Source organism: Macrococcus sp. GL_134, assembly GCF_057834705.1.
Genome location: NZ_CM174409.1, coordinates 1,745,661 through 1,764,970 on the forward strand (window position 1 = coordinate 1,745,661; position 19,310 = coordinate 1,764,970).

The following is a 19,310-nucleotide window of genomic DNA, read 5'->3' on the forward strand; positions in this document are numbered from 1 at the left end:
TATTTACATGATAAATCGCTTGTATTATACAGATTTTTTGAAGACTTTTTTGAAGGCATTGATTGCTTCGATGAATTTCTCATCGGCAGGCAATCCTTTAGTCTCCCGAATTTCCTGATACAGGTGAGGTGCATTGTTACCTACCCAGCCAAGAAACTCATCTTCAAAACGTGTGATATCTTCTACTGGAATATCATCAAGGTGACCTTTAGTCAATGCGTAAAGGATGACAACCTGTTTATCAACTGTCAATGGTTTGTTCTGATCTTGTTTCAGTACTTCAACTGTACGTTTACCACGCTCAAGTTTCGCTTTAGTTGCCGGGTCAAGATCTGAACCGAACTGAGCGAATGATTCAAGCTCACGGTAAGACGCTAAGTCAAGACGCAGTGTACCTGCTACTTTTTTCATCGCTTTGATCTGCGCTGAACCGCCGACACGTGAAACAGATAAACCGGCGTTGATCGCTGGACGTACACCTGAGAAGAATAAGTCAGATTGTAAGAAAATCTGTCCATCAGTGATCGAGATGACGTTGGTCGGAACGTAAGCTGAGATATCTCCTGCCTGTGTTTCAACGAATGGAAGTGCTGTGATAGAGCCGCCACCTAAATCATCGTTCAACTTCGCTGCACGCTCAAGTAAACGACTATGTAAGTAGAAGACATCCCCAGGATACGCTTCACGGCCTGGCGGGCGACGTAATAACAATGAAAGCTCACGATATGCAGCAGCCTGCTTCGTTAAATCATCATAGACGATCAATACGTGTTTGCCGTTGAACATGAACTCTTCAGCCATCGCAACCCCTGCATAAGGTGCAAGGTATAGAAGTGGCGCTGGCTGTGCTGCAGATGCTGAGACGACGATAGTATAATCTAATGCACCGTGCTGACGAAGTGTTTCAACAGCTGTACGTACTGTTGATTCTTTTTGACCGATAGCCACATAGACACAGATCATGTCTTCGTCTTTTTGGTTAAGGATAGTATCAATCGCTACTGTTGTTTTACCTGTCTGACGGTCACCGATGATCAACTCACGCTGACCACGACCGATAGGTACAAGTGCATCAATCGCTTTAATACCTGTCTGCAGAGGTTCATCAACTGACTTACGGTCCATAACACCTGTAGCTGGTGATTCGATAGGACGCGTTTTAGATGTATTTAATGGACCTTTACCATCGATAGGTTGTCCAAGAGGGTTAACGACACGACCAATCAGTTCTTCACCGACTGGTACTTCCATGATACGTCCTGTACGTTTCACTTCGTTGCCTTCTTTGATTTCATTGTATGGGCCTAAAATAACGACACCTACATTGTTTTCTTCTAAATTTTGTGCAAGACCTAACACACCGTTATGGAATTCTACAAGTTCCCCTGCCATAACGTTGTCCAGACCATGAACTAATGCGATACCGTCTCCGACCTGGATTACAGTACCTACATCCGTTACAGTGACGCCAGACTCATAATTTGCGATCTGGGATTTAAGTAACGCACTGATTTCTTCAGCTTTGATGGCCATTTATGTCACTCCTTAGAAATATTATTGTTGGTGAAATGATTTTTCGATTTGTTTCAGCTCATTCTGGATTGAACCGTCATAGACAGTTGTACCAATCGTTGCGCGGATACCACCGATCAATTCTGGATTGATGATATTCTCAAGCAGCAACTTTTTGTAGCCTGTTCGGTTAATGAATGATTGACCGATTGCGTCTAGTTCATCGCTGGATAACGGATAGACAGATTCAACCTTCATATATTGTTGTTCATTGTATTCATTGTAATAAAATTCATAGTTATCTGCGATTTCACTCACGAGATTCAAATGTTTACGCTCTGCAAGTATCTGCAGCAAGTTCAGCAATGGCTGATCGACACCGTTGAATGTATCTTTGACGAATTGGATGCGTGCATCTGTCGATACTTTAGGGTCTTCTGTAAAGAGCTGATAAGCTTTACTGCCGTTCACTGCTTGTTTAATCTGCTGTAAATCAGCATGAACGCTTTCTTGGACGCCGTTGTCACGGCTGACTTCGAATAAGCTCTCAGCGTATTTTTTTGCGATATGTACCATTATTTATCGCCTGCCTCTTGAATGAACTGGCGCACAAGGTTCTGCTGGTCAGCTTCATTGATTTCTTTATTGATGACTTTAGAAGCAATCAATACAGAAAGTTCTGCGACACGATCATTGATGTCTGCAATTGCACGCTGTTTTTCATTTTCGATTTCAACTTGAGCATCTTCTACAAGCTTGTTCGCTCTAGAGTTTGCTGCATGAAGAATTTCTTCATGTTCACGTTTCGCTTGAGTTTTAGCATTTTCAAGAATCGTTTGAACTTCTGTCTGTGTGCGTTGTAACAATGCTTTGTTTTCATCTGCATAGCGCTTAGCGTCTGCATTTTGAGCTGCTGCATTGTCGATATCTGAATTGATTGTATTTTGACGATCGTCCATGATTTTTTTAAGTGGACCCCACGCAAATTTACGTAGTAATGCAAGTAAGATTAAAAATGTAAGTAAAGTAACAACAATGGTTCCCCATTGAACACCTGTCGCTGCTGTATCAGCAGCATGACCTAATAAAAAGTAATTCACGTCTTAACGCTCCTTTCACCGCAGTTATATTCATAAATGAATGGCGAAATCTATTTCAGACTTCGCCGTAACGATTCTATATATTAGTTAGATACGCCGTTCATTACCATGAACGCTACTACTACCGCGATGATTGGAAGTGCCTCAACTAAACCGACACCGATGAACATGATTGTCATTAAAGGACCACGTGCTTCAGGTTGACGAGCAACCCCTTCAACTGTACGTGAAACGATCAAACCGTTACCGATACCTGCGCCAAGTGCTGCTAAACCAATTGCGATTGCTGCTGCTAATAAATTCATTAATAATTTCCTCCTAAGAAATATAATTGTTTTTTTATTTTATATTAATGGTCTTCCGACACTTTGTGTGACATGTATACCATTGATAACATAACGAAAATGTAGGCCTGAATTGAGCCGACAAAAATAGAGAAAGCCTGCCAGATAATCATCGGAATCGCTGCACCGAAGAAGCCGAGTAAGCCTCCTGCTGCAATACCAGATAATAATCCAAGTAATACTTCACCTGCAAAGATGTTACCGTAAAGTCGAAGACCGAGCGTCAATGTTGAAGAGAATTCTTCAATAATCTTGAACGGTACCATGAACCAGACCGGCTGTGCAAAGCTCTTGAAGTAATTGCCTGCACCGCGCATCTTGATACCATAGTAATGCGTCAATAAAATGATCATTGTCGATAACGTCAATGTGACGGTTGCATCTGCTGTCGGTGATTTCCACCATAACGTGTGACCCGTGACAACTGAAAACGGTAATCCGAGCATGTTCGCCACAAAGATGAACAATAGTAACGTAACCGCTAAAAAGTGGAAACGTGCACCTCTACCCCAGTCCATGTTGCTGTTGATAATTCCGCGGGTAAAGTCGAAAATCCATTCTATAAAGTTCTGGGCACCAGCTGGTCTGACACTTAAGCGTCTTGTACATAACACTGCAATCAATAATACAATCAAAGCAGTAATGATAACCATTAAGATTGAACTCAGATTGAAGATGATGTCTTGACCCATGAAATGCCAAGTATAAAGCGGTGATCCGTGTTCCATTTCTTCACCTCTTCCTATTATGTATTAGTGTTTCAAACTGATGAATGTATGTATGAGGATCATCACATACGTTAATGCGAGGCCAAATGCGATTCCATAAATGCTGATGGCATCAGGAAATCGCACCCAGAAGAGACAGGCCATGACTGCTATTAAAAAGCGTAGACCTGAGCCACTTGAGATGTGCAGCGAATCACTGTTAATCGCTCGATTAAGGTAGTGATGCCACACAAAGGCACTGCAAGCTGACGCGATAGTGCCGATGACTAATCCTAATGCAAAGCTGCTTCCTGTCATCAAATACACAACAAGGACAGCGAGGATTAAGTAGAGAAAGTATTGCAGATAAAGCTTGAAAAAAGTTTTGAATTCGGACATAGGACTATGTCTCCTTTGAAATAGTTTTCATGGAGATGAAAACCGTTTCATTCCAAAGTTTATAATAATATAGGGTAAAATATGTGTCAATGCTCTCAGAAAAACTCGCTATAATAATTCTTCACCCATAGTTCACATTTTAGACATATATATCTCGATTTGTTAAAAAAGTTTTAAATCGAATGAAATTATTTTCCTTCTACCTTGAATGGTTCGGGTTTTGACTCTGTCAAGTTAAAATAATATTTAATATGATCACAAATCCGTTCAGATGTGCGGCCATCTCCGTATGGGTTGCTTGCCTGACTCATTTCCTGATAGATAGATGCGTCAGTCAGCAGCTCATTGGTCAAGTTGTAGATGGCTTCTTCTTCGACGCCGGCAAGTTTCAGTGTCCCTGCCTTTACTCCTTCAGGGCGTTCAGTCGTATCACGCAGTACGATGACCGGCTTACCGAGTGACGGTGCTTCCTCCTGTACGCCTCCTGAATCAGTCAGGATGAAATGACTTCTCGCCGCAAAGTTATGGAAATCGATGACGTCGAGCGGCTCAATCAATTCGATACGATTGTGGTCCGCTAAATATAGACCAGCGATGTCACGTACTTTTGGATTTTTGTGCATCGGATAGACGACTTTGACATCGTCATGCTCATCGACGATACGGCGTACTGCTCTAAAAATATTATGCATCGGCTGCCCGATATTTTCTCTGCGGTGAGCGGTCAGCAGTATGATCTTCTCGTCTGTCTGCTCAATGATATCGCTCTTATAATCTTCTTGAACAGTAGTTTTCAGCGCATCGATTGCTGTGTTTCCTGTGATGACGACGCGGTCTGCCGGCTTATTTTCGCGCAGTAAGTTGTCTGCCGCTTCAGCAGTCGGCGCAAAATGCAGGTCTGCTAATACACCAGTCATCTGACGGTTCATCTCTTCAGGGAACGGGGAATATTTCTGCCACGTCCGTAAGCCTGCTTCCACGTGACCGATGGCCACTTCATTATAGAGTGCTGCAAGACTGCCGGCAAAGGTCGTTGTCGTATCTCCATGCACTAAAATCATATCCGGCTGTGCTTCCTGAATGACAGACTCTAGTCCTGTCAGCACGCGGGCAGTCACTTCAGTCAATGTCTGTCCGGCCTTCATAATATCCAGGTCATAATCCGGTGTGATATCAAAAATATCAAGCACCTGGTCCAACATTTCACGGTGCTGTGCTGTCACGACTACAATCGGTTCAAGTTCAGGGTCTTTTTTAAGCTGCAGAACAAGCGGCGCCATTTTGATGGCTTCAGGTCGTGTGCCGAAAATCGTCATAATTTTTTTCATCGTTTAAGAGCTCCTAAGTATTATTTCGTACCAAACAGTCGATCTCCTGCGTCGCCGAGACCAGGAACGATATAACCATGATCATCTAACTTCTCATCTAATGCAGCGATGTAAATATCAACATCCGGGTGCGCTTCTTCAAGCAGTTTGACGCCTTCTGGAGCAGCAATGAGACACATGAAGCGAATTTTCGTCGCTCCTCGTTTCTTCAAGGAATTGATGGCCTCGATTGCAGAGCCGCCAGTTGCAAGCATCGGATCGACAACGATAAAGTCACGCTCCTTAATATCCTGTGGCAGCTTTGCGAAATATTCGACCGGCTGCAATGTTTCAGGGTCACGGTATAGACCGATATGGCCGACACGTGCAGCTGGAATCATCTTCAAGACGCTGTCAGTCATCCCGAGTCCTGCGCGCAGAATAGGAACGACTGCTACCTTCTTACCTGACAGGCGCTTTGCTGTCATCCTTGTTACCGGTGTATCAATCGTCACATCCTGTAGTTCTAAGTCACGTGACACTTCGTAAGCCATCAGCATGCCGACTTCATCGACCAGTTCACGAAATTCTTTAGTTCCTGTATTTATATCTCGGATATAGCTTAATTTATGTTGAATCAATGGGTGGTCTAATACATGTACTTTACCCATAAATGCACCTCACTTCTTTAATCTGTTCATTGCTGTTTAGTTGTCGTACAGCGGGAAACGGTCTGTCAATGCTGTGACTTTCTGCTTTGCCTGTGCCAATACTTCTTCATTCTCCGGAGCGTTCAAGACGTCAGCGATAATATCAGCGATTTCTTTCATTTCCTGTGCTTTGAAGCCGCGCGTTGTCACGGCTGGTGTTCCGATGCGGATACCGCTTGTCACGAACGGACTCTGCTCGTCAAAAGGAATGGTATTTTTGTTAGTCGTAATACCGACTGCATCAAGCGCATGTTCAGCGACTTTACCCGTTAAGTTCACGGTCGTCACATCAATCAGGAACACATGGTTTTCAGTGTAGTCGGAGACAATTCTCAGGCCGCGTTCTTTCAATCCTTCACTCAATGCTTTGGCGTTGTCCACTACTTGCTGCTGATAAGCCTTGAACTCAGGCTGCAGTGCTTCGCCGAACGCCGCTGCTTTTGCTGCGATAACGTGCATTAACGGGCCGCCTTGAATACCAGGGAAAATCGCTTTGTCGATGGCTTTGGCGTATTCTTCCTTACATAAAATCATGCCGCCGCGCGGACCGCGCAATGTTTTGTGCGTCGTTGTCGTCACGAAATCTGCATGAGGGACTGGATTCGGATGTAATCCAGCAGCGACAAGACCAGCGATATGCGCCATGTCGACCATCAGTTTTGCACCGACTTCGTCAGCGATAGATTTGAATTCAGCGAAGTCAATCTGACGGGCATAAGCAGAAGCCCCTGCAATGATTAATTTCGGTTGATGTTCATTCGCCAGACGTCTCACTTCCGCGTAGTCGATAGCTTCTGTTTCCTTGTCTACTTCATAGGCTACGAATTGGTAATCAATGCCGCTGAAGTTCACTTTTGAACCGTGCGTCAAATGACCGCCGTGATTTAAATCCATACCAAGTACCGTGTCGCCTGCTTCCAGTGCCACGCGGTATACTGCCATATTGGCCTGTGAACCGGAGTGCGGCTGGACGTTGGCGTGTTCAGCACCGAACAGTTCCTTTGCACGGTCACGCGCCAGATTTTCCACGACATCGACGAACTCACAGCCGCCGTAATACCGCTTACCCGGATAACCTTCAGCATATTTGTTGGTCAGTACAGACCCTTGAGCTTCCATCACTGCCTGAGATACGAAGTTTTCAGAAGCAATCAGTTCGATATTATTGCTCTGTCTGTCCTTCTCCTGCTGCATTGCTTGCCATAGCTGCTGATCCTGTGTTTGTAAAGTAGACAATATAACTCCCTCTTTTCTTTGTGTTATGTACGAGTGTACTGTGCGCGTGGTCCTCCGATAAGCTTCGGACGATGCGCAGCGATTGTGACGACTGCATCGCCGATCTTCTTCGTCTGAACTCTGATTGGAATCTGCACGTGCTTAATATGCATGCCAATCAATGTCTGACCGATATCGATGCCGCAGTCGGCCTGAACATGTTCAACGACGACGGGATCAATCATACTCCGGTAGGCTGCTGCACTCATACTGCCGCCTGCCTGTCTGACCGGTATTACGGAGACCGGTTCCAGCTGATAGCGGACAGCTGTCTCCCGCTCCATCGTCAATGCCCGGTTGATATGTTCACAGCCCTGGAAGCAGAAAGTGACCCCTGTCTCTGCTGCCACAGACTCGAATGCAGCGAGCAGTTCTGCCGCTACTTCATCCGAGCTGTGCGTACCGATCTTCTGACCGATGACTTCAGAAGTTGAACAGCCGATGACACAGAGCTCACCCGCCTTAAAAAAGTCGATTGCTATTAGTTCATCAAGCAGCTGATTAATGTCTGCCATTATGTTCTTCAAGCTCCGCCAGTTTGTCTAGACGTTGTTGATGACGACCGCCATCAAATGATTCACTTAACCATGTTTCGATAATCATCAGTGCCAGACCTTCACCGATGACCCGCTGACCCATCGCAATGACGTTGGAATCATTGTGATGTCTTGTCAGCTTGGCAGTGAACACATCATGCACTAGGGCACAGCGTACGCCTTTGACTTTGTTCGCTGCAATGCTCATGCCGACTCCCGTGCCGCAGATGAGAATCCCTCTATCCGCCCGGCCGCTTGTCACGGCTTCTCCCACGGGGCGTGCATAATCCGGATAATCAACAGACTCCGGTGAATGTGTCCCAAAATCTTCATAGTCGATGTTCAGTTCATTGAGACGGTTCTTGATGGCTTCCTTATATTCAAAGCCTCCATGATCGCTTGCGATGGCAACTTTCATAACAGTGACCTCCTTTTAGCATTTACACTTCATTATAGCTCATTTAACTGGTTTCCTCGAGCATTTATTGACCATTGTCCAATTTTTCTAACAATTGTCGGACATAGTGTTCAATTTCGTCATACACGCGTTCATAGTCACGCAGTTCGCCGCCGTAAGGATCGTTAATATTGCGGGTTTCGCCTGCTGCATATTCACTGAGTGTATAGACGTTGGCCTCTGGATACATCAGCTCGATATAGCGTTTGTGGTCGGCTGACATCGTAACAATCAGATCGACGTCTGCATCTTGTTGAGAGAACTGCTGTGCAGGTGACGGTTCCGGCAGCCCGTGCTGATGGATCAATGTGCGGGAATGCTGCGATACCGGTGCACCGTCAAATGCCGACAATCCGCGTGACGTGAAGTCATGAGCGTCCGACAGTGACTTTGCGATGCTTTCAGCGAGTGGACTCCGGCACGTATTGCCGGTACATACAAATATAATTCTCATAGTGCCTCCTACTGTCCAGACGATGCTTTGTCGATACGGTTCATCAGCGCGCGTGCCGCTTCCGTACGTTCAAAGCCGCTTAATATAATCTGCTTGACTGCATGGTTATGATCGATTGAGCGCAGTACGTCATACAGACGAGCTGCCGCTGTTTCGATGTCATGTTCATCAGCGCAGAGCGGATAAAAGTGGCCGCCGTCAATCCATTTCCGGACGCTTTCCGGCGCGATGACTGCTGTTGCTGCATCAACTGTCAATGCGGAACGAATGCCGCCGTCAATGAGCTGAACCGGGCTGTTCGGTGCATAATGCCGGTATTTCATGCCGGGTGCTATCGGAGCTTCAGCATTGTAATCCGCCTCAGTGATACAGCCCGGAACGACACTTTCAAGCATCGATTCTGTAATACTGCCCGGCCGCGCAATCTTGAACGGATAGCTCGTGCAGTCGACGACCGTGCTCTCAATCCCTATATCACTGTCCGGCCCTTGTATGATACCGTAAATTCTACCATCTAAATCTTCCAGTACATGGTCAAATTGAGTCGGTGACGGACGACCGCTTAAGTTAGCGCTCGGTGCTGCAAGCGGCAGGTCCGTAATCTGCAATAGCTGACGTGCGACCCGGTCTTTCGGCATTCTGACAGCAACCGACGACAGTCCTGCAGTCACTTGCGGCGCGAGCATCCCCGCCTTGACCGGCAGAATAAATGAAATGGCGCCCGGCCAGAATTCATCCATCAGCTGACGCGCAGCCGGATGAACAGCGTCAATGAAGTCAAGCTGGTCGCTACGGTGAATATGGACGATGAGTGGATTATCGCTCGGGCGTCCTTTCGCCGCATAGACCTTGCCGACTGCTTCACTGCTATAGGCATTGGCTGCGAGACCATAGACTGTCTCAGTCGGTATCGCAACAAGTTCATCCGCATGAAAAGCAGCAGTAATTTCACCGATTTGTGGATATGTGGATAAGTCGTCCACATAGTTACGAACATCCCAAACATATGTTTCCATCACATTAACTCCCTTCTCATAAGTCTATTTTATTACATAATAAAAAGTTATGCACAAATTGTGGATAACTTTTCTAAATTGTGCATAACTTATTCACACCACTTGAACCAGAGAATCCGGTCAAGCTGATTCATATCTTGTTCCACATGGACAGTCACACTGTATCTTTCAGTCACATAGTCTGTCAGCGCTGACCCTTGTGCATGACCGATCTCAAAGAAGACATAACCTCCCGCTGTCATGACAAGCGGCAGTTCATCGATGATTCGTTTATACAGCGCAAGACCGTGGTCGTCTGCAAATAGCGCTAAATGCGGATCATAGTCAAGCACGGATGCCGTCATCAATGACGTTTCACTTTCAGCGATATACGGGGGGTTCGACACCAGCAGATCAAGCTTGATGCCTTCTGCTATGAGCGGCGACAAAAGATCCCCCTGTCTTAAGATGACAGTGCTGTTCAGCGCTTCTGCATTCGTGCGGGCAACGTCAAGAGCTGCCCCGCTGATATCTGTACAGTACACTGTCAAATCTGCTTCGAGATCCAACGTGATGCCGATACAACCCGTTCCTGTCCCGATGTCAGCAGCGACACCCCCGCGCTGAGCGGACAGTGCTTTCTGGACGAGTTCTTCTGTTTCAGGACGGGGCACCAATGTGTCTGCTGTCACTGTGAACTTACGACCGTAGAATTCCTGGAATCCAGTAATGTGAGCAAGCGGCACATCATGACATAACGCGTTAATACCTGCTTCGTAACGTGCCGCATCCTCTGCACTCAGCAGCCGCTTGTCGAGCGTGACCTCTATCTGCGACAAGTCAAACAAGTCCATCATCAAAAATAATGCACCAATGCCGGGCTGGCCGTGATCTGTCAACGTGCTGCGACCGGCTGCTGTCAGTTCGGACGGCTTAAAGAACGCCATCGTTCAATGCTTCAAGCTTACTTGTCTGTTCAGCAATCGTCAGTGCTTCGATAATTTCAGTCACTTTGCCTTCCATAATCTGATCCAGCTTCTGAATCGTCAGACCGATCCGGTGGTCAGTCACGCGATTCTGCGGATAGTTGTACGTCCGGATACGCTCAGAACGGTCACCCGTACCGACAGCGGACTTACGCTGTTCAGCATATTTCGCCTGTTCTTCCTGCAGCATCTTGTCAAAAACACGTGTTTTCAGCAGCTTCAATGCTTTCTCACGGTTTTTGATCTGAGATTTTTCAGAGCTTGTCGCCACGAGACCGGTCGGTATATGGGTAATACGGACGGCAGAGTCAGTCGTGTTGACGTGCTGACCACCAGAACCACTTGAACGGTACGTTTCTATTCGCAGGTCTTCGTTTCTAATATCCACTTCCACGTCTTCCACTTCAGGAAGTACAGCTACTGTAGCAGTGGACGTGTGAATCCGACCGCCGCTTTCCGTCGTTGGAATACGCTGTACACGGTGTGCTCCGTTTTCGAATTTGAGCATCGAATAAGCCCCGTTACCGATAATCGTGAAACTGATCTCTTTGTAGCCGCCGTGATCTGCTTCGTTCGTCTCCATCACATCGATTTTCCAGCCCTGCTCTTCAGCAAAGCGCGAATACATGCGGAACAAGTCTCCTGCGAAGATTGCTGCTTCATCTCCCCCTGCTGCGCCACGAATTTCCATCACGACGTTTTTGTCGTCATTCGGGTCTTTTGGTATCAGCAGCACTTTCAGTTCCTCTTCCAGTACAGGGATTTGAGGTTTGAGTTCATTGATCTCTTCTTTGATCATCGCCTCTTCTTCAGGGTCAGACGTCTCACTCATCATTTCCAGCGCTTCGTCCAGCTGTTCTTTGACTGATTTGTAATTTCTATAGACTTCAACCGTCTTATGCAGATCGGACTGTTCCTTTGAATATTGACGCAGTTTGTCCGTGTCCGACACAACATCTGGATCACTCAGTAATTCATTTAATTGCTCATAGCGTTCTTCTACGATATCTAATTGATCAAACATATTAATCCTCCTTTACGATATGATGCTCACGGCATCGTGGTTCATAGCTTTCTTTGGCACCGATCAAAATAATCGGATCATTGATATGTGCAGGTTGTCCGTCAATCAGCCGCTGCGTTCTTGACGACGGCGCGCCGCAGACAGCACATACAGCCTGCAGCTTAGTGACATGTTCACTCACTGCCATCAGTTCGGGCACAGGATCAAAAGGTACTCCTTTGAAATCCATATCCAGTCCTGCGACAATGACGCGGTGCCCTGCCTCAGCAAGTGTCGTTGCGACAGCGACAACACCCGGATCAAAGAACTGCACTTCATCGATGGCGACAATATCGACATCACTCGTCACATAGTCCAATATCTCTTCAGAACGTGCGACGTTATGCGCCTCTATTTGAGTGCCGTTATGTGAGACGACAGCGTCCATACTATAACGGTTGTCAATTTCCGGTTTGAAGACGACGACTTTCTGCTTGGCATACAGGCCGCGTCTCAATCTTCTGATGAGCTCTTCACTCTTACCGCTGAACATACTGCCGGCGATACATTCTATCCAACCTGCGGAATAACTTTCATACATAATTACGGCCACCTTTTTTACACATAATCGCTTTATTATATCATAGTTCACAGTGAAACTTATGTACAAAAAAAGTCCCATCACCCAGCAAAGCTGAATGTGGAACTTCTTTCTCTAAATTATTCGTTGCTGCTTTTAAGACCGAATTTTTTGTTGAAACGCTCAACACGACCATCTGCAGAAGCGAATTTCTGACGACCTGTGTAGAATGGATGAGAATCTGAAGAGATATCTAAACGGATAACTGGATACTCGTTACCATCTTCCCATGTCATCGTTTCTTTTGAAGAACGAGTAGAACCGCTTAAGAATTTAAAGTCTGTAGTAGAATCTAAGAAGATTACTTTACGGTATTCCGGGTGAATTCCTTGTTTCATTATTTTCAGCTCCTTTGCCCTGGACCATCTGGAACAGAGTTATTCGTGATATTTCACGTCAATACTTACATATTATATAGGCTTGCCCGTCAAAATGCAACTGTTAATTATATGATCGGTTTACCGGTTTTCGCACTCATTTCCATGCGATCACCGAGCTGTTTGAAGAAATCTTCATTGCTGTCGCTCTGTTTCAGGCGGCGCAGGAAACGTTCAGTGAAGTCCTGCTGCTCAGTAAACAAGTTTCTAAGCTGCCAGATCATCTCGAGTTCTTTCGGTTCCAGCAGCAGTTCTTCTTTACGCGTTGAACTTCTGCGAATATCAATCGCCGGATAGACGCGTTTTTCTGCAAGCTTTCGGTCGAGCGTCAGTTCCATGTTCCCGGTCCCTTTGAATTCCTCGTAGATCATATCATCCATACGGGATCCCGTTTCAACAAGCGCTGTCGCAAGAATGGTCAGACTGCCGCCTGCTTCAATATTGCGGGCAGCACCGAAGAATGCTTTCGGACGGTGCAGGCTGGCTGGATCAAGGCCGCCTGATAATGTCCGGCCGCTCGGTGGAACGACTAAGTTATAGGCACGCGCCAGACGAGTGATGGAGTCCATCAGGATAATAACATCCTCACCAAGCTCTACGAGACGCTTTGCGCGTTCCAGCAGCAGCTCCGCCACTTTGACGTGGTGCTCCGGCGGTTCATCAAATGTCGAGTGGACGACTTCCGCCTGCTCCACTGAACGTTCAAGATCTGTCACTTCTTCCGGACGTTCGCCGATCAGCAGAATGAAGAGCTTGGCTTCAGGATGATTCGTGCAGATGGCATTGGCAATCTCTTTCAGCAGTGACGTCTTGCCTGCTTTCGGCGGTGCGACGATCATTCCGCGCTGACCGAAGCCGATCGGTGTCACTAGGTCCATGATCCGGGTCGAATAAGCCGTCTTCCTTGTTTCAAGCTTAATTCTACGGTCTGGATAGAGCGGTGTCAGCGCCTGGAAGTGAGGCCGCTTTTTTACTTCTTCTGCGTTTTGGTCATTGACGAAGTCGACTTGCAGCAGGCCGTAATACTTCTCGTTCTCTTTCGGTTTACGGACTTTACCTGTTACTTTGTCGCCCTGCTTGATTTCAAAGCGGCGGATCTGACTGGCAGAGATGTAGATGTCTTTTTCACCTTTGGAGTAATTGACTGTCCGCAGGAAGCCGTAGCCGTCTGCCTGAATATCGTCAAGAATTCCTTCCATATAGTAATTACCATCCTGCTCCATCTGCTTCTCCATCACGGCAAGGACCAGTTCTTTTTTATTCAGTTTGCTGTAATTGACAAGACCCAGTTCTTTAGCACGTGCAGTGAGTTCTTTCGTCGTACTGTTTTTGTACAGTTTATCGAATGACTCATACTGAGGGCTTGTGCGTTGTTTTTCTATCATATAGCACCTTCTATTTATCATTGTAGTCATATTGTGTATTTGTGAAAAAAGGAAGAATAAGATGAGGACGTGCGTGGATAACTTCCACAGTTTAACACGAATCAATTAAATTTCAAAGCAAACTCACTGGGACTATTCAGAGATTGAAGGCCAGGAAATTGCCGGAATCAGCAACCACTTGGCCTTCATATGTTCACTATTTAATAATTTCAGCAGTCACCTTAAATATGGTCGTTACTATCGATAGTCAGTCCTGGTTTTTTCTCCAGGCTGTGGCGTCCTTGAATGAAACGGACTGTCCCGGATTTCGCACGCATGACTAATGAATGCGTCTCAGCGAAACCACCTTTGAACTGAACGCCTTTAAGGAGTTCGCCGTCAGTGACCGCGGTCGCCGCAAAAATAGCGTCGTCCCCTTTGACCATGTCATCGAGCTTCAGTACTGTGTTCGGCTCAATACCCATGTTACGGCAGCGCTCTTCCTGCTCTGCATTTTCTGGAAGGAGAATCCCTTGAAAATCACCGCCCAGTGCCTTGAGACCGACCGCTGCGATGACGCCTTCAGGAGCACCGCCTGAACCGAATAGAATATCGACACCGGTGAAATCAAAGGCCGTATTTACAGCTGCTGCAACGTCACCATGTTCAATCAGCTTAATGCGGGCACCCGCTTCGCGAATTTCTTTGATGATACCGGCATGACGCTCACGGTTCAGTAATGTCGCAGTGACATTCGTAATATCTTTGTTCTTGGCTTTAGCGACAGCATGGAGGTTTTCAGTGACACTTTTAGAAATATCAACAACGCCGACACATTCAGGGCCGACAGCGATCTTCTCCATATACATGTCGGGTGCATGGAGCAACGTACCGCGGTCACCCACAGCGAGAACGGTCAACGCATTCCAGCTACCTTCAGCAACAAGAATCGTCCCTTCAAGCGGGTCTACAGCAATATCAATCTCCGGACCCTCTTTAGTACCCAGTTTCTCACCGATATACAGCATCGGTGCTTCGTCCATTTCGCCTTCACCAATCACCACTACACCATCCATAGGAATTGTATCAAATACTTCACGCATCGCAGTAGTTGCTGCGTCATCCGCTTCATTTTTCAATCCTTTACCTACCCAGCGCGCACTTTGCAGGGCAGCCGCTTCTGTGACACGAACTAATTCCATTGATAAACTACGTTCCATCATCATTCTCCTTTGCTATCATGATCATACTTTCAAAAATAGTATAACACATTTAACAAATAGCATAATCAAAGATTGTCAGCAACCACAAAAAAAGCAGCCATCTGCTTAATGGCTGCTTGCTTCACTTGTCAGCTCAATGTTGTCCTGAGCCCATTCTTCTATAGGAATCATTGCTTGACTCAAGGCATAGCCTTTCGGAGTCAAAATGTATTTGATTGATAAAGGTGTAGTCGTCAAGACTTTCTTCTCTACTAAGCCCCACTCTGCAAGTTCTGCCAGTTTAAGGCTCAGCGCTCTAGGTGTAATGGACTTCAGATCACGTTTGATGTCTGAAAAATGAGCAGCATGGTCATCACAGCGTGAAAGATAGTTAATTAATAACCCATTCCAGCTGCGTCCAAGAATCTTAAAAGTTTCTTCTAAATAAGGACACATTTCCATATCTCTCACCTCACAATCCTATTATATCATGGTATAAAAAATATATCAAATATAATTTATATATAAAATTAAAAACCTCCTGATAAAAGGAGGCTATGCTTCGATAGTTTCGCGCCAAATATCGGCACCTAGTGCTTTTAGCTTCTCGACGATACCGCTGTAGCCGCGGTCGATATGTTTAACGTTGTAGACAGTCGTAATTCCTTCAGCGGTCAGCCCGGCGATGACCAGACATGCACCGGCACGTAAGTCGCTCGCTGCTACTTCCGCCCCTGTCAGTTTTGACGGTTTGATAGTTGCCGTACCGCCTGCTTCCTTGATGTCAGCAGACATTCTAGCAAGTTCTGCTACGTGATTGAAACGTGCAGGATAAATCGTATCGGTCACCGTGCTCTCGCCTGTCGTCATGAGTAGCAGCGGTGTATACGGTTGCTGCAGGTCAGTGGCGAAGCCTGGATAGACATTAGTCGTAATCGTCAACGGGGACAATGGTCCAGATTTACGGATCACAGCTTTGTCCTCACCTACTTCGACATCAACACCCATTTCAATGAGTTTCGCTGTCAGCGGCTCCATATGCAGCGGGATGATATTTTCAATCACAACTTCTTCACCCATCGCAGCAGCCGCACACATATAAGTGCCCGCTTCGATACGGTCAGGAATAATCGTATGTGTAGTCCCGTGCAGGTGCTCAACACCTTCGATTTTCAGTGTATCTGTCCCTGCCCCGCGGATTTTAGCACCCATATTGTTCAGCAATGTTGCTACATCAACAATTTCTGGTTCTTTCGCTGCGTTTTCAATCACTGTTTTACCTTTGGCCATACTCGCAGCAAGCATAATATTGATTGTTGCACCGACGCTCACAACGTCAAGAAAGATTTTCGCGCCGATGAGTTCTTCCGCTTCAAGATGCATCGCACCCATGTCGTTTGTCACAGTAGCACCTAGAGCTTCAAATCCTTTAATATGCTGGTCGATAGGACGCGGACCAAGCGGGCAGCCGCCAGGAAGTCCGATCGTACATTTTTTGAAACGTCCGAGCATCGCACCCATCATATAATATGAAGCACGTAATGACTGTACTTTGTTGTTCGGCAGCGGCAGATTGACTGCTTCACTCGAGTCTACCTCAAGCAAGTCGCCATTAAGCGTTGTTTTAATATTCAAGTCATCCAGCAGACTCATCAATGTCACGACATCTGAAATTTCCGGCAGTCCTTCCAGCTTCACAACACCTTGCGCCATCAATGTAGCAGGAATAAGCGCTACTGCACTGTTTTTAGCACCGCTGATCTGCACTTTACCGCGAAGTGGGTTACCACCTCTTATCTTGATCACTTCTTCTGACATGTCCGTACTCCTTTTCTATTCCCATAAAAAACACATGATTAAGTTTCATCATATTATTCTCATTATTATTGTAAGTTTATCCATTGAATAATAGCAAAATATAGAATTTGCGACTTTAAATATAATTCAAAATCAAGCAAAAAGTCAAGAAAAAAAGCACATCAGCCGAGCTGATGTGCTTGTATTAATTCTTTCTGATTAAGCTTTGCCAGATGTACCGAACTCACGGATTTTACCTTGAACAGTTGCTTTGATTGCTTCACGTGCAGGTCCGAGATATTTACGTGGATCGTAGACGTCAGCATCATTATTCAATGTATCACGTACTGCTTTAGCAGAAGCGATCTGGTTTTCAGTGTTGACGTTGATTTTAGCTGTTCCTAAAGAAATGGCACGAGTGATATCTTTAGTCGGGATACCAGTACCACCATGTAATACTAATGGTAAGCCGGTCGCAGCGCCGATTTCTTCCATTTCTTTGAATCCAAGGTTTGGTTCACCTTTGTAAGGACCGTGTACAGAACCAAGTGCTGGTGCTAAGCAGTCGATACCTGTTTTTTCAACAAGTTCCTGACATTCGCGAGCATCTGCATAGACCACACCGTCAGATACGACGTCATCTTCCTGACCGCCGACACGACCTAATTCAGCTTCTACAGAAACTCCTTTAGAATGTGCATATTCTACGACTTGTTTAGTGATTTCAACGTTCTCTTCAAATGAATGGTGAGAAGCATCGATCATGACAGATGTGAAACCAGCATCGATCGCTTCTTTACATTTGTCGAAACTAGAACCGTGGTCTAAGTGAATCGCTACAGGAACAGTGATGTTCATGTCTTTCATTAAACCTTCAACCATTTTTACTACAGTGTAGAATCCGCCCATGTATTTTCCAGCGCCTTCAGATACACCAAGAATGACTGGTGCGTTCTCTTCTTGAGAAGCGCCAAGAATTGCTTGTGTGAACTCTAAATTGTTGATGTTATACTGACCTACCGCATAACCGCCTTCTTTAGCCTGGATTAACATTTCTTTCATAGAAACTAATGGCATGAAAAAATCCTCCTTGTGTGCTGCTGCACAATATTATGTCATTAGTATAGCAGACAATTCGTGTATTTGCATAACTTTAAACCTTGTCATCACTATATTTTTCAGCGATTTTTGCTACATCAGCAATTGAAAACGGCTTCATTAAAATTCCGTCAATCCCTAGGTTGATAATCCGGTCAATTTCTTCGTTCGTCTGGTAGGCAGAGATTAAATAAACAGGAATCCGGCTATGTGCTCTCAGCTTCCTCAACGTCTCCTCCCCGCTCATCACAGGCATCCGCTTATCCAGGAACACAAGGTCATACTGTGATTGCTCAAGCATAAGAAGCCCCGCTTGACCATTTTCTGCTTCATCGGTCGTAAACCCATACATGGAGAAAATCTCTTTTAACAGCAGTCTGATGTTCTTCTCATCATCAATGACCAAAATGCGTACCATTGTCTTCCACCTCTCTTTTATATTAGAATTGTACTATAAATAACAGAAAGAAGGATTTTAATGTTAAAGATATTCAATACGCAGTTGAACGGTATTTTCAAGAAGATCGACGCGCAGGAAACCGAGCTTGATATTGCCTCACGCTTACTCGCCCAGGCAGTCGTCGGTGAAGGGAAAATTTACGTCAAAGGATTCGGCGACCTGCGCCATTTCGAAGAGTTTGTCGCTGACAGTGAAGAAAGTTTGTTCGGCGCTGAAAAGATGATTACTGAATCCGTCCTCGACCAAACGGACCGAGTATTGTTGATGGCCGATACTTATGATGAAGCTGTCATTGAATATATTAAAGATCTGGAAGCATTTAATATCGATTACATTCTTGTATGTAACAAAGACGAACGTATTACCAGTATGAATTTCATCGACTTGTCTACACCACGTGCGATTGTGCCGGCAGAAGACTTCAGTCGTATTATCCGCCCTCATATGATGGCGATGAACTACATCTATTACGTAATTTATGCAGGCATGAAAGAACTGCTGGAAGAAGAAGCAGAATAAAATAGATAAGAGGGCCATGTTTTGTATGATTTTGTGATTTCCGCTCAAACGTGGCCCTCTAATCCTGT

Annotated in this window: 24 protein-coding genes; 1 reads left to right on the forward strand and 23 read right to left on the reverse strand. The window is 45.7% G+C overall.

Translation table 11 applies throughout. The features are described from left to right. Nucleotides 1-24: 24 nt before the first annotated feature. From atpA to AC3IPL_RS09285, 23 genes are all read right to left on the reverse strand, one after another. Nucleotides 25-1,533, reverse strand: coding sequence for a F0F1 ATP synthase subunit alpha (gene atpA / locus AC3IPL_RS09175; protein ID WP_489240766.1), 1,509 nt, complete (start codon nt 1,531-1,533; stop codon nt 25-27). A 21-nt stretch (nt 1,534-1,554) separates the two neighbouring features. After that, the gene (locus AC3IPL_RS09180) at nt 1,555-2,088 is read right to left on the reverse strand and encodes a F0F1 ATP synthase subunit delta (protein WP_489240767.1); all 534 of its coding nucleotides are present in this window, start codon (nt 2,086-2,088) and stop codon (nt 1,555-1,557) included. Then, nucleotides 2,088-2,612: a F0F1 ATP synthase subunit B gene (locus tag AC3IPL_RS09185; protein ID WP_489240768.1), complete on the reverse strand. Its 525-nt coding sequence runs from the start codon at nt 2,610-2,612 to the stop codon at nt 2,088-2,090. Before AC3IPL_RS09185 ends, AC3IPL_RS09180 begins: the two co-directional genes overlap by 1 nt. Nucleotides 2,613-2,695: 83 nt before the next feature. Beyond that, nucleotides 2,696-2,917 carry a F0F1 ATP synthase subunit C gene (gene atpE / locus AC3IPL_RS09190; RefSeq protein WP_489240769.1) on the reverse strand — a complete coding sequence of 74 codons (222 nt, stop codon included), beginning with the start codon at nt 2,915-2,917 and terminating at the stop codon, nt 2,696-2,698. 44 nt (nt 2,918-2,961) lie between these two features. Further along, nucleotides 2,962-3,684 (reverse strand): F0F1 ATP synthase subunit A, encoded by a 723-nt coding sequence (gene atpB, locus AC3IPL_RS09195; protein ID WP_489240770.1) that lies wholly within the window; start codon nt 3,682-3,684, stop codon nt 2,962-2,964. Nucleotides 3,685-3,708: 24 nt separating this feature from the next. Further along, nucleotides 3,709-4,062, reverse strand: a complete 354-nt coding sequence (locus AC3IPL_RS09200; RefSeq protein ID WP_489240771.1) for an ATP synthase subunit I — start codon at nt 4,060-4,062, stop codon at nt 3,709-3,711. 188 nt (nt 4,063-4,250) lie between these two features. After that, the gene (wecB, locus tag AC3IPL_RS09205; protein ID WP_489240772.1) at nt 4,251-5,390 is read right to left on the reverse strand and encodes a non-hydrolyzing UDP-N-acetylglucosamine 2-epimerase; all 1,140 of its coding nucleotides are present in this window, start codon (nt 5,388-5,390) and stop codon (nt 4,251-4,253) included. 20 nt (nt 5,391-5,410) lie between these two features. Beyond that, the gene (gene upp / locus AC3IPL_RS09210) at nt 5,411-6,040 is read right to left on the reverse strand and encodes a uracil phosphoribosyltransferase (RefSeq protein WP_489240773.1); all 630 of its coding nucleotides are present in this window, start codon (nt 6,038-6,040) and stop codon (nt 5,411-5,413) included. Nucleotides 6,041-6,076: 36 nt separating this feature from the next. Further along, nucleotides 6,077-7,315: a serine hydroxymethyltransferase gene (glyA, locus tag AC3IPL_RS09215; protein ID WP_489240774.1), complete on the reverse strand. Its 1,239-nt coding sequence runs from the start codon at nt 7,313-7,315 to the stop codon at nt 6,077-6,079. A 23-nt stretch (nt 7,316-7,338) separates the two neighbouring features. Next, nucleotides 7,339-7,869, reverse strand: a complete 531-nt coding sequence (locus AC3IPL_RS09220; protein WP_489240775.1) for a TIGR01440 family protein — start codon at nt 7,867-7,869, stop codon at nt 7,339-7,341. Then, the gene (rpiB, locus tag AC3IPL_RS09225) at nt 7,856-8,308 is read right to left on the reverse strand and encodes a ribose 5-phosphate isomerase B (RefSeq protein ID WP_489240776.1); all 453 of its coding nucleotides are present in this window, start codon (nt 8,306-8,308) and stop codon (nt 7,856-7,858) included. Before rpiB ends, AC3IPL_RS09220 begins: the two co-directional genes overlap by 14 nt. A 64-nt stretch (nt 8,309-8,372) precedes the next feature. Beyond that, nucleotides 8,373-8,801, reverse strand: a complete 429-nt coding sequence (locus AC3IPL_RS09230) for a low molecular weight protein arginine phosphatase (RefSeq protein ID WP_489240777.1) — start codon at nt 8,799-8,801, stop codon at nt 8,373-8,375. Nucleotides 8,802-8,809: 8 nt separating this feature from the next. Next, nucleotides 8,810-9,817, reverse strand: coding sequence for an L-threonylcarbamoyladenylate synthase (locus tag AC3IPL_RS09235; protein ID WP_489240778.1), 1,008 nt, complete (start codon nt 9,815-9,817; stop codon nt 8,810-8,812). Nucleotides 9,818-9,906: 89 nt separating this feature from the next. Next, a complete protein-coding gene (gene prmC / locus AC3IPL_RS09240) occupies nt 9,907-10,743 on the reverse strand; it encodes a peptide chain release factor N(5)-glutamine methyltransferase (protein WP_489240779.1) in 837 nt (278 codons plus the stop codon). After that, on the reverse strand, nt 10,730-11,806 hold the full coding sequence (gene prfA / locus AC3IPL_RS09245) for a peptide chain release factor 1 (protein ID WP_489240780.1): 1,077 nt from the start codon (nt 11,804-11,806) through the stop codon (nt 10,730-10,732). The genes prmC and prfA overlap by 14 nt, the downstream gene beginning before the upstream one ends. Nucleotide 11,807: 1 nt before the next feature. Continuing rightward, the gene (locus AC3IPL_RS09250) at nt 11,808-12,386 is read right to left on the reverse strand and encodes a thymidine kinase (protein ID WP_489240781.1); all 579 of its coding nucleotides are present in this window, start codon (nt 12,384-12,386) and stop codon (nt 11,808-11,810) included. A gap of 119 nt (nt 12,387-12,505) precedes the next feature. After that, entirely contained in the window at nt 12,506-12,763 is a 258-nt protein-coding gene (locus tag AC3IPL_RS09255; protein ID WP_489240782.1) for a type B 50S ribosomal protein L31, read from the reverse strand. A 107-nt stretch (nt 12,764-12,870) separates the two neighbouring features. Next, the gene (gene rho / locus AC3IPL_RS09260; RefSeq protein ID WP_489240783.1) at nt 12,871-14,187 is read right to left on the reverse strand and encodes a transcription termination factor Rho; all 1,317 of its coding nucleotides are present in this window, start codon (nt 14,185-14,187) and stop codon (nt 12,871-12,873) included. 221 nt (nt 14,188-14,408) lie between these two features. Further along, nucleotides 14,409-15,386, reverse strand: coding sequence for a class II fructose-bisphosphatase (gene glpX / locus AC3IPL_RS09265; RefSeq protein ID WP_489240784.1), 978 nt, complete (start codon nt 15,384-15,386; stop codon nt 14,409-14,411). A 108-nt stretch (nt 15,387-15,494) separates the two neighbouring features. Further along, nucleotides 15,495-15,830: a winged helix-turn-helix transcriptional regulator gene (locus tag AC3IPL_RS09270; protein ID WP_489240785.1), complete on the reverse strand. Its 336-nt coding sequence runs from the start codon at nt 15,828-15,830 to the stop codon at nt 15,495-15,497. Nucleotides 15,831-15,923: 93 nt separating this feature from the next. Further along, the gene (gene murA, locus AC3IPL_RS09275) at nt 15,924-17,186 is read right to left on the reverse strand and encodes a UDP-N-acetylglucosamine 1-carboxyvinyltransferase (protein ID WP_489240786.1); all 1,263 of its coding nucleotides are present in this window, start codon (nt 17,184-17,186) and stop codon (nt 15,924-15,926) included. Between the two features lie 198 nt (nt 17,187-17,384). Further along, nucleotides 17,385-18,242, reverse strand: a complete 858-nt coding sequence (fdaB, locus tag AC3IPL_RS09280) for a class IIb fructose-bisphosphate aldolase FdaB (RefSeq protein ID WP_489240787.1) — start codon at nt 18,240-18,242, stop codon at nt 17,385-17,387. Nucleotides 18,243-18,318: 76 nt separating this feature from the next. Further along, nucleotides 18,319-18,681 (reverse strand): response regulator, encoded by a 363-nt coding sequence (locus AC3IPL_RS09285; protein WP_489240788.1) that lies wholly within the window; start codon nt 18,679-18,681, stop codon nt 18,319-18,321. A gap of 60 nt (nt 18,682-18,741) precedes the next feature. On the opposite strand from AC3IPL_RS09285, the gene AC3IPL_RS09290 reads away from it, so the two are divergent. After that, the gene (locus tag AC3IPL_RS09290; protein WP_489240789.1) at nt 18,742-19,242 is read left to right on the forward strand and encodes a DUF2529 family protein; all 501 of its coding nucleotides are present in this window, start codon (nt 18,742-18,744) and stop codon (nt 19,240-19,242) included. Nucleotides 19,243-19,310 lie beyond the last annotated feature (68 nt).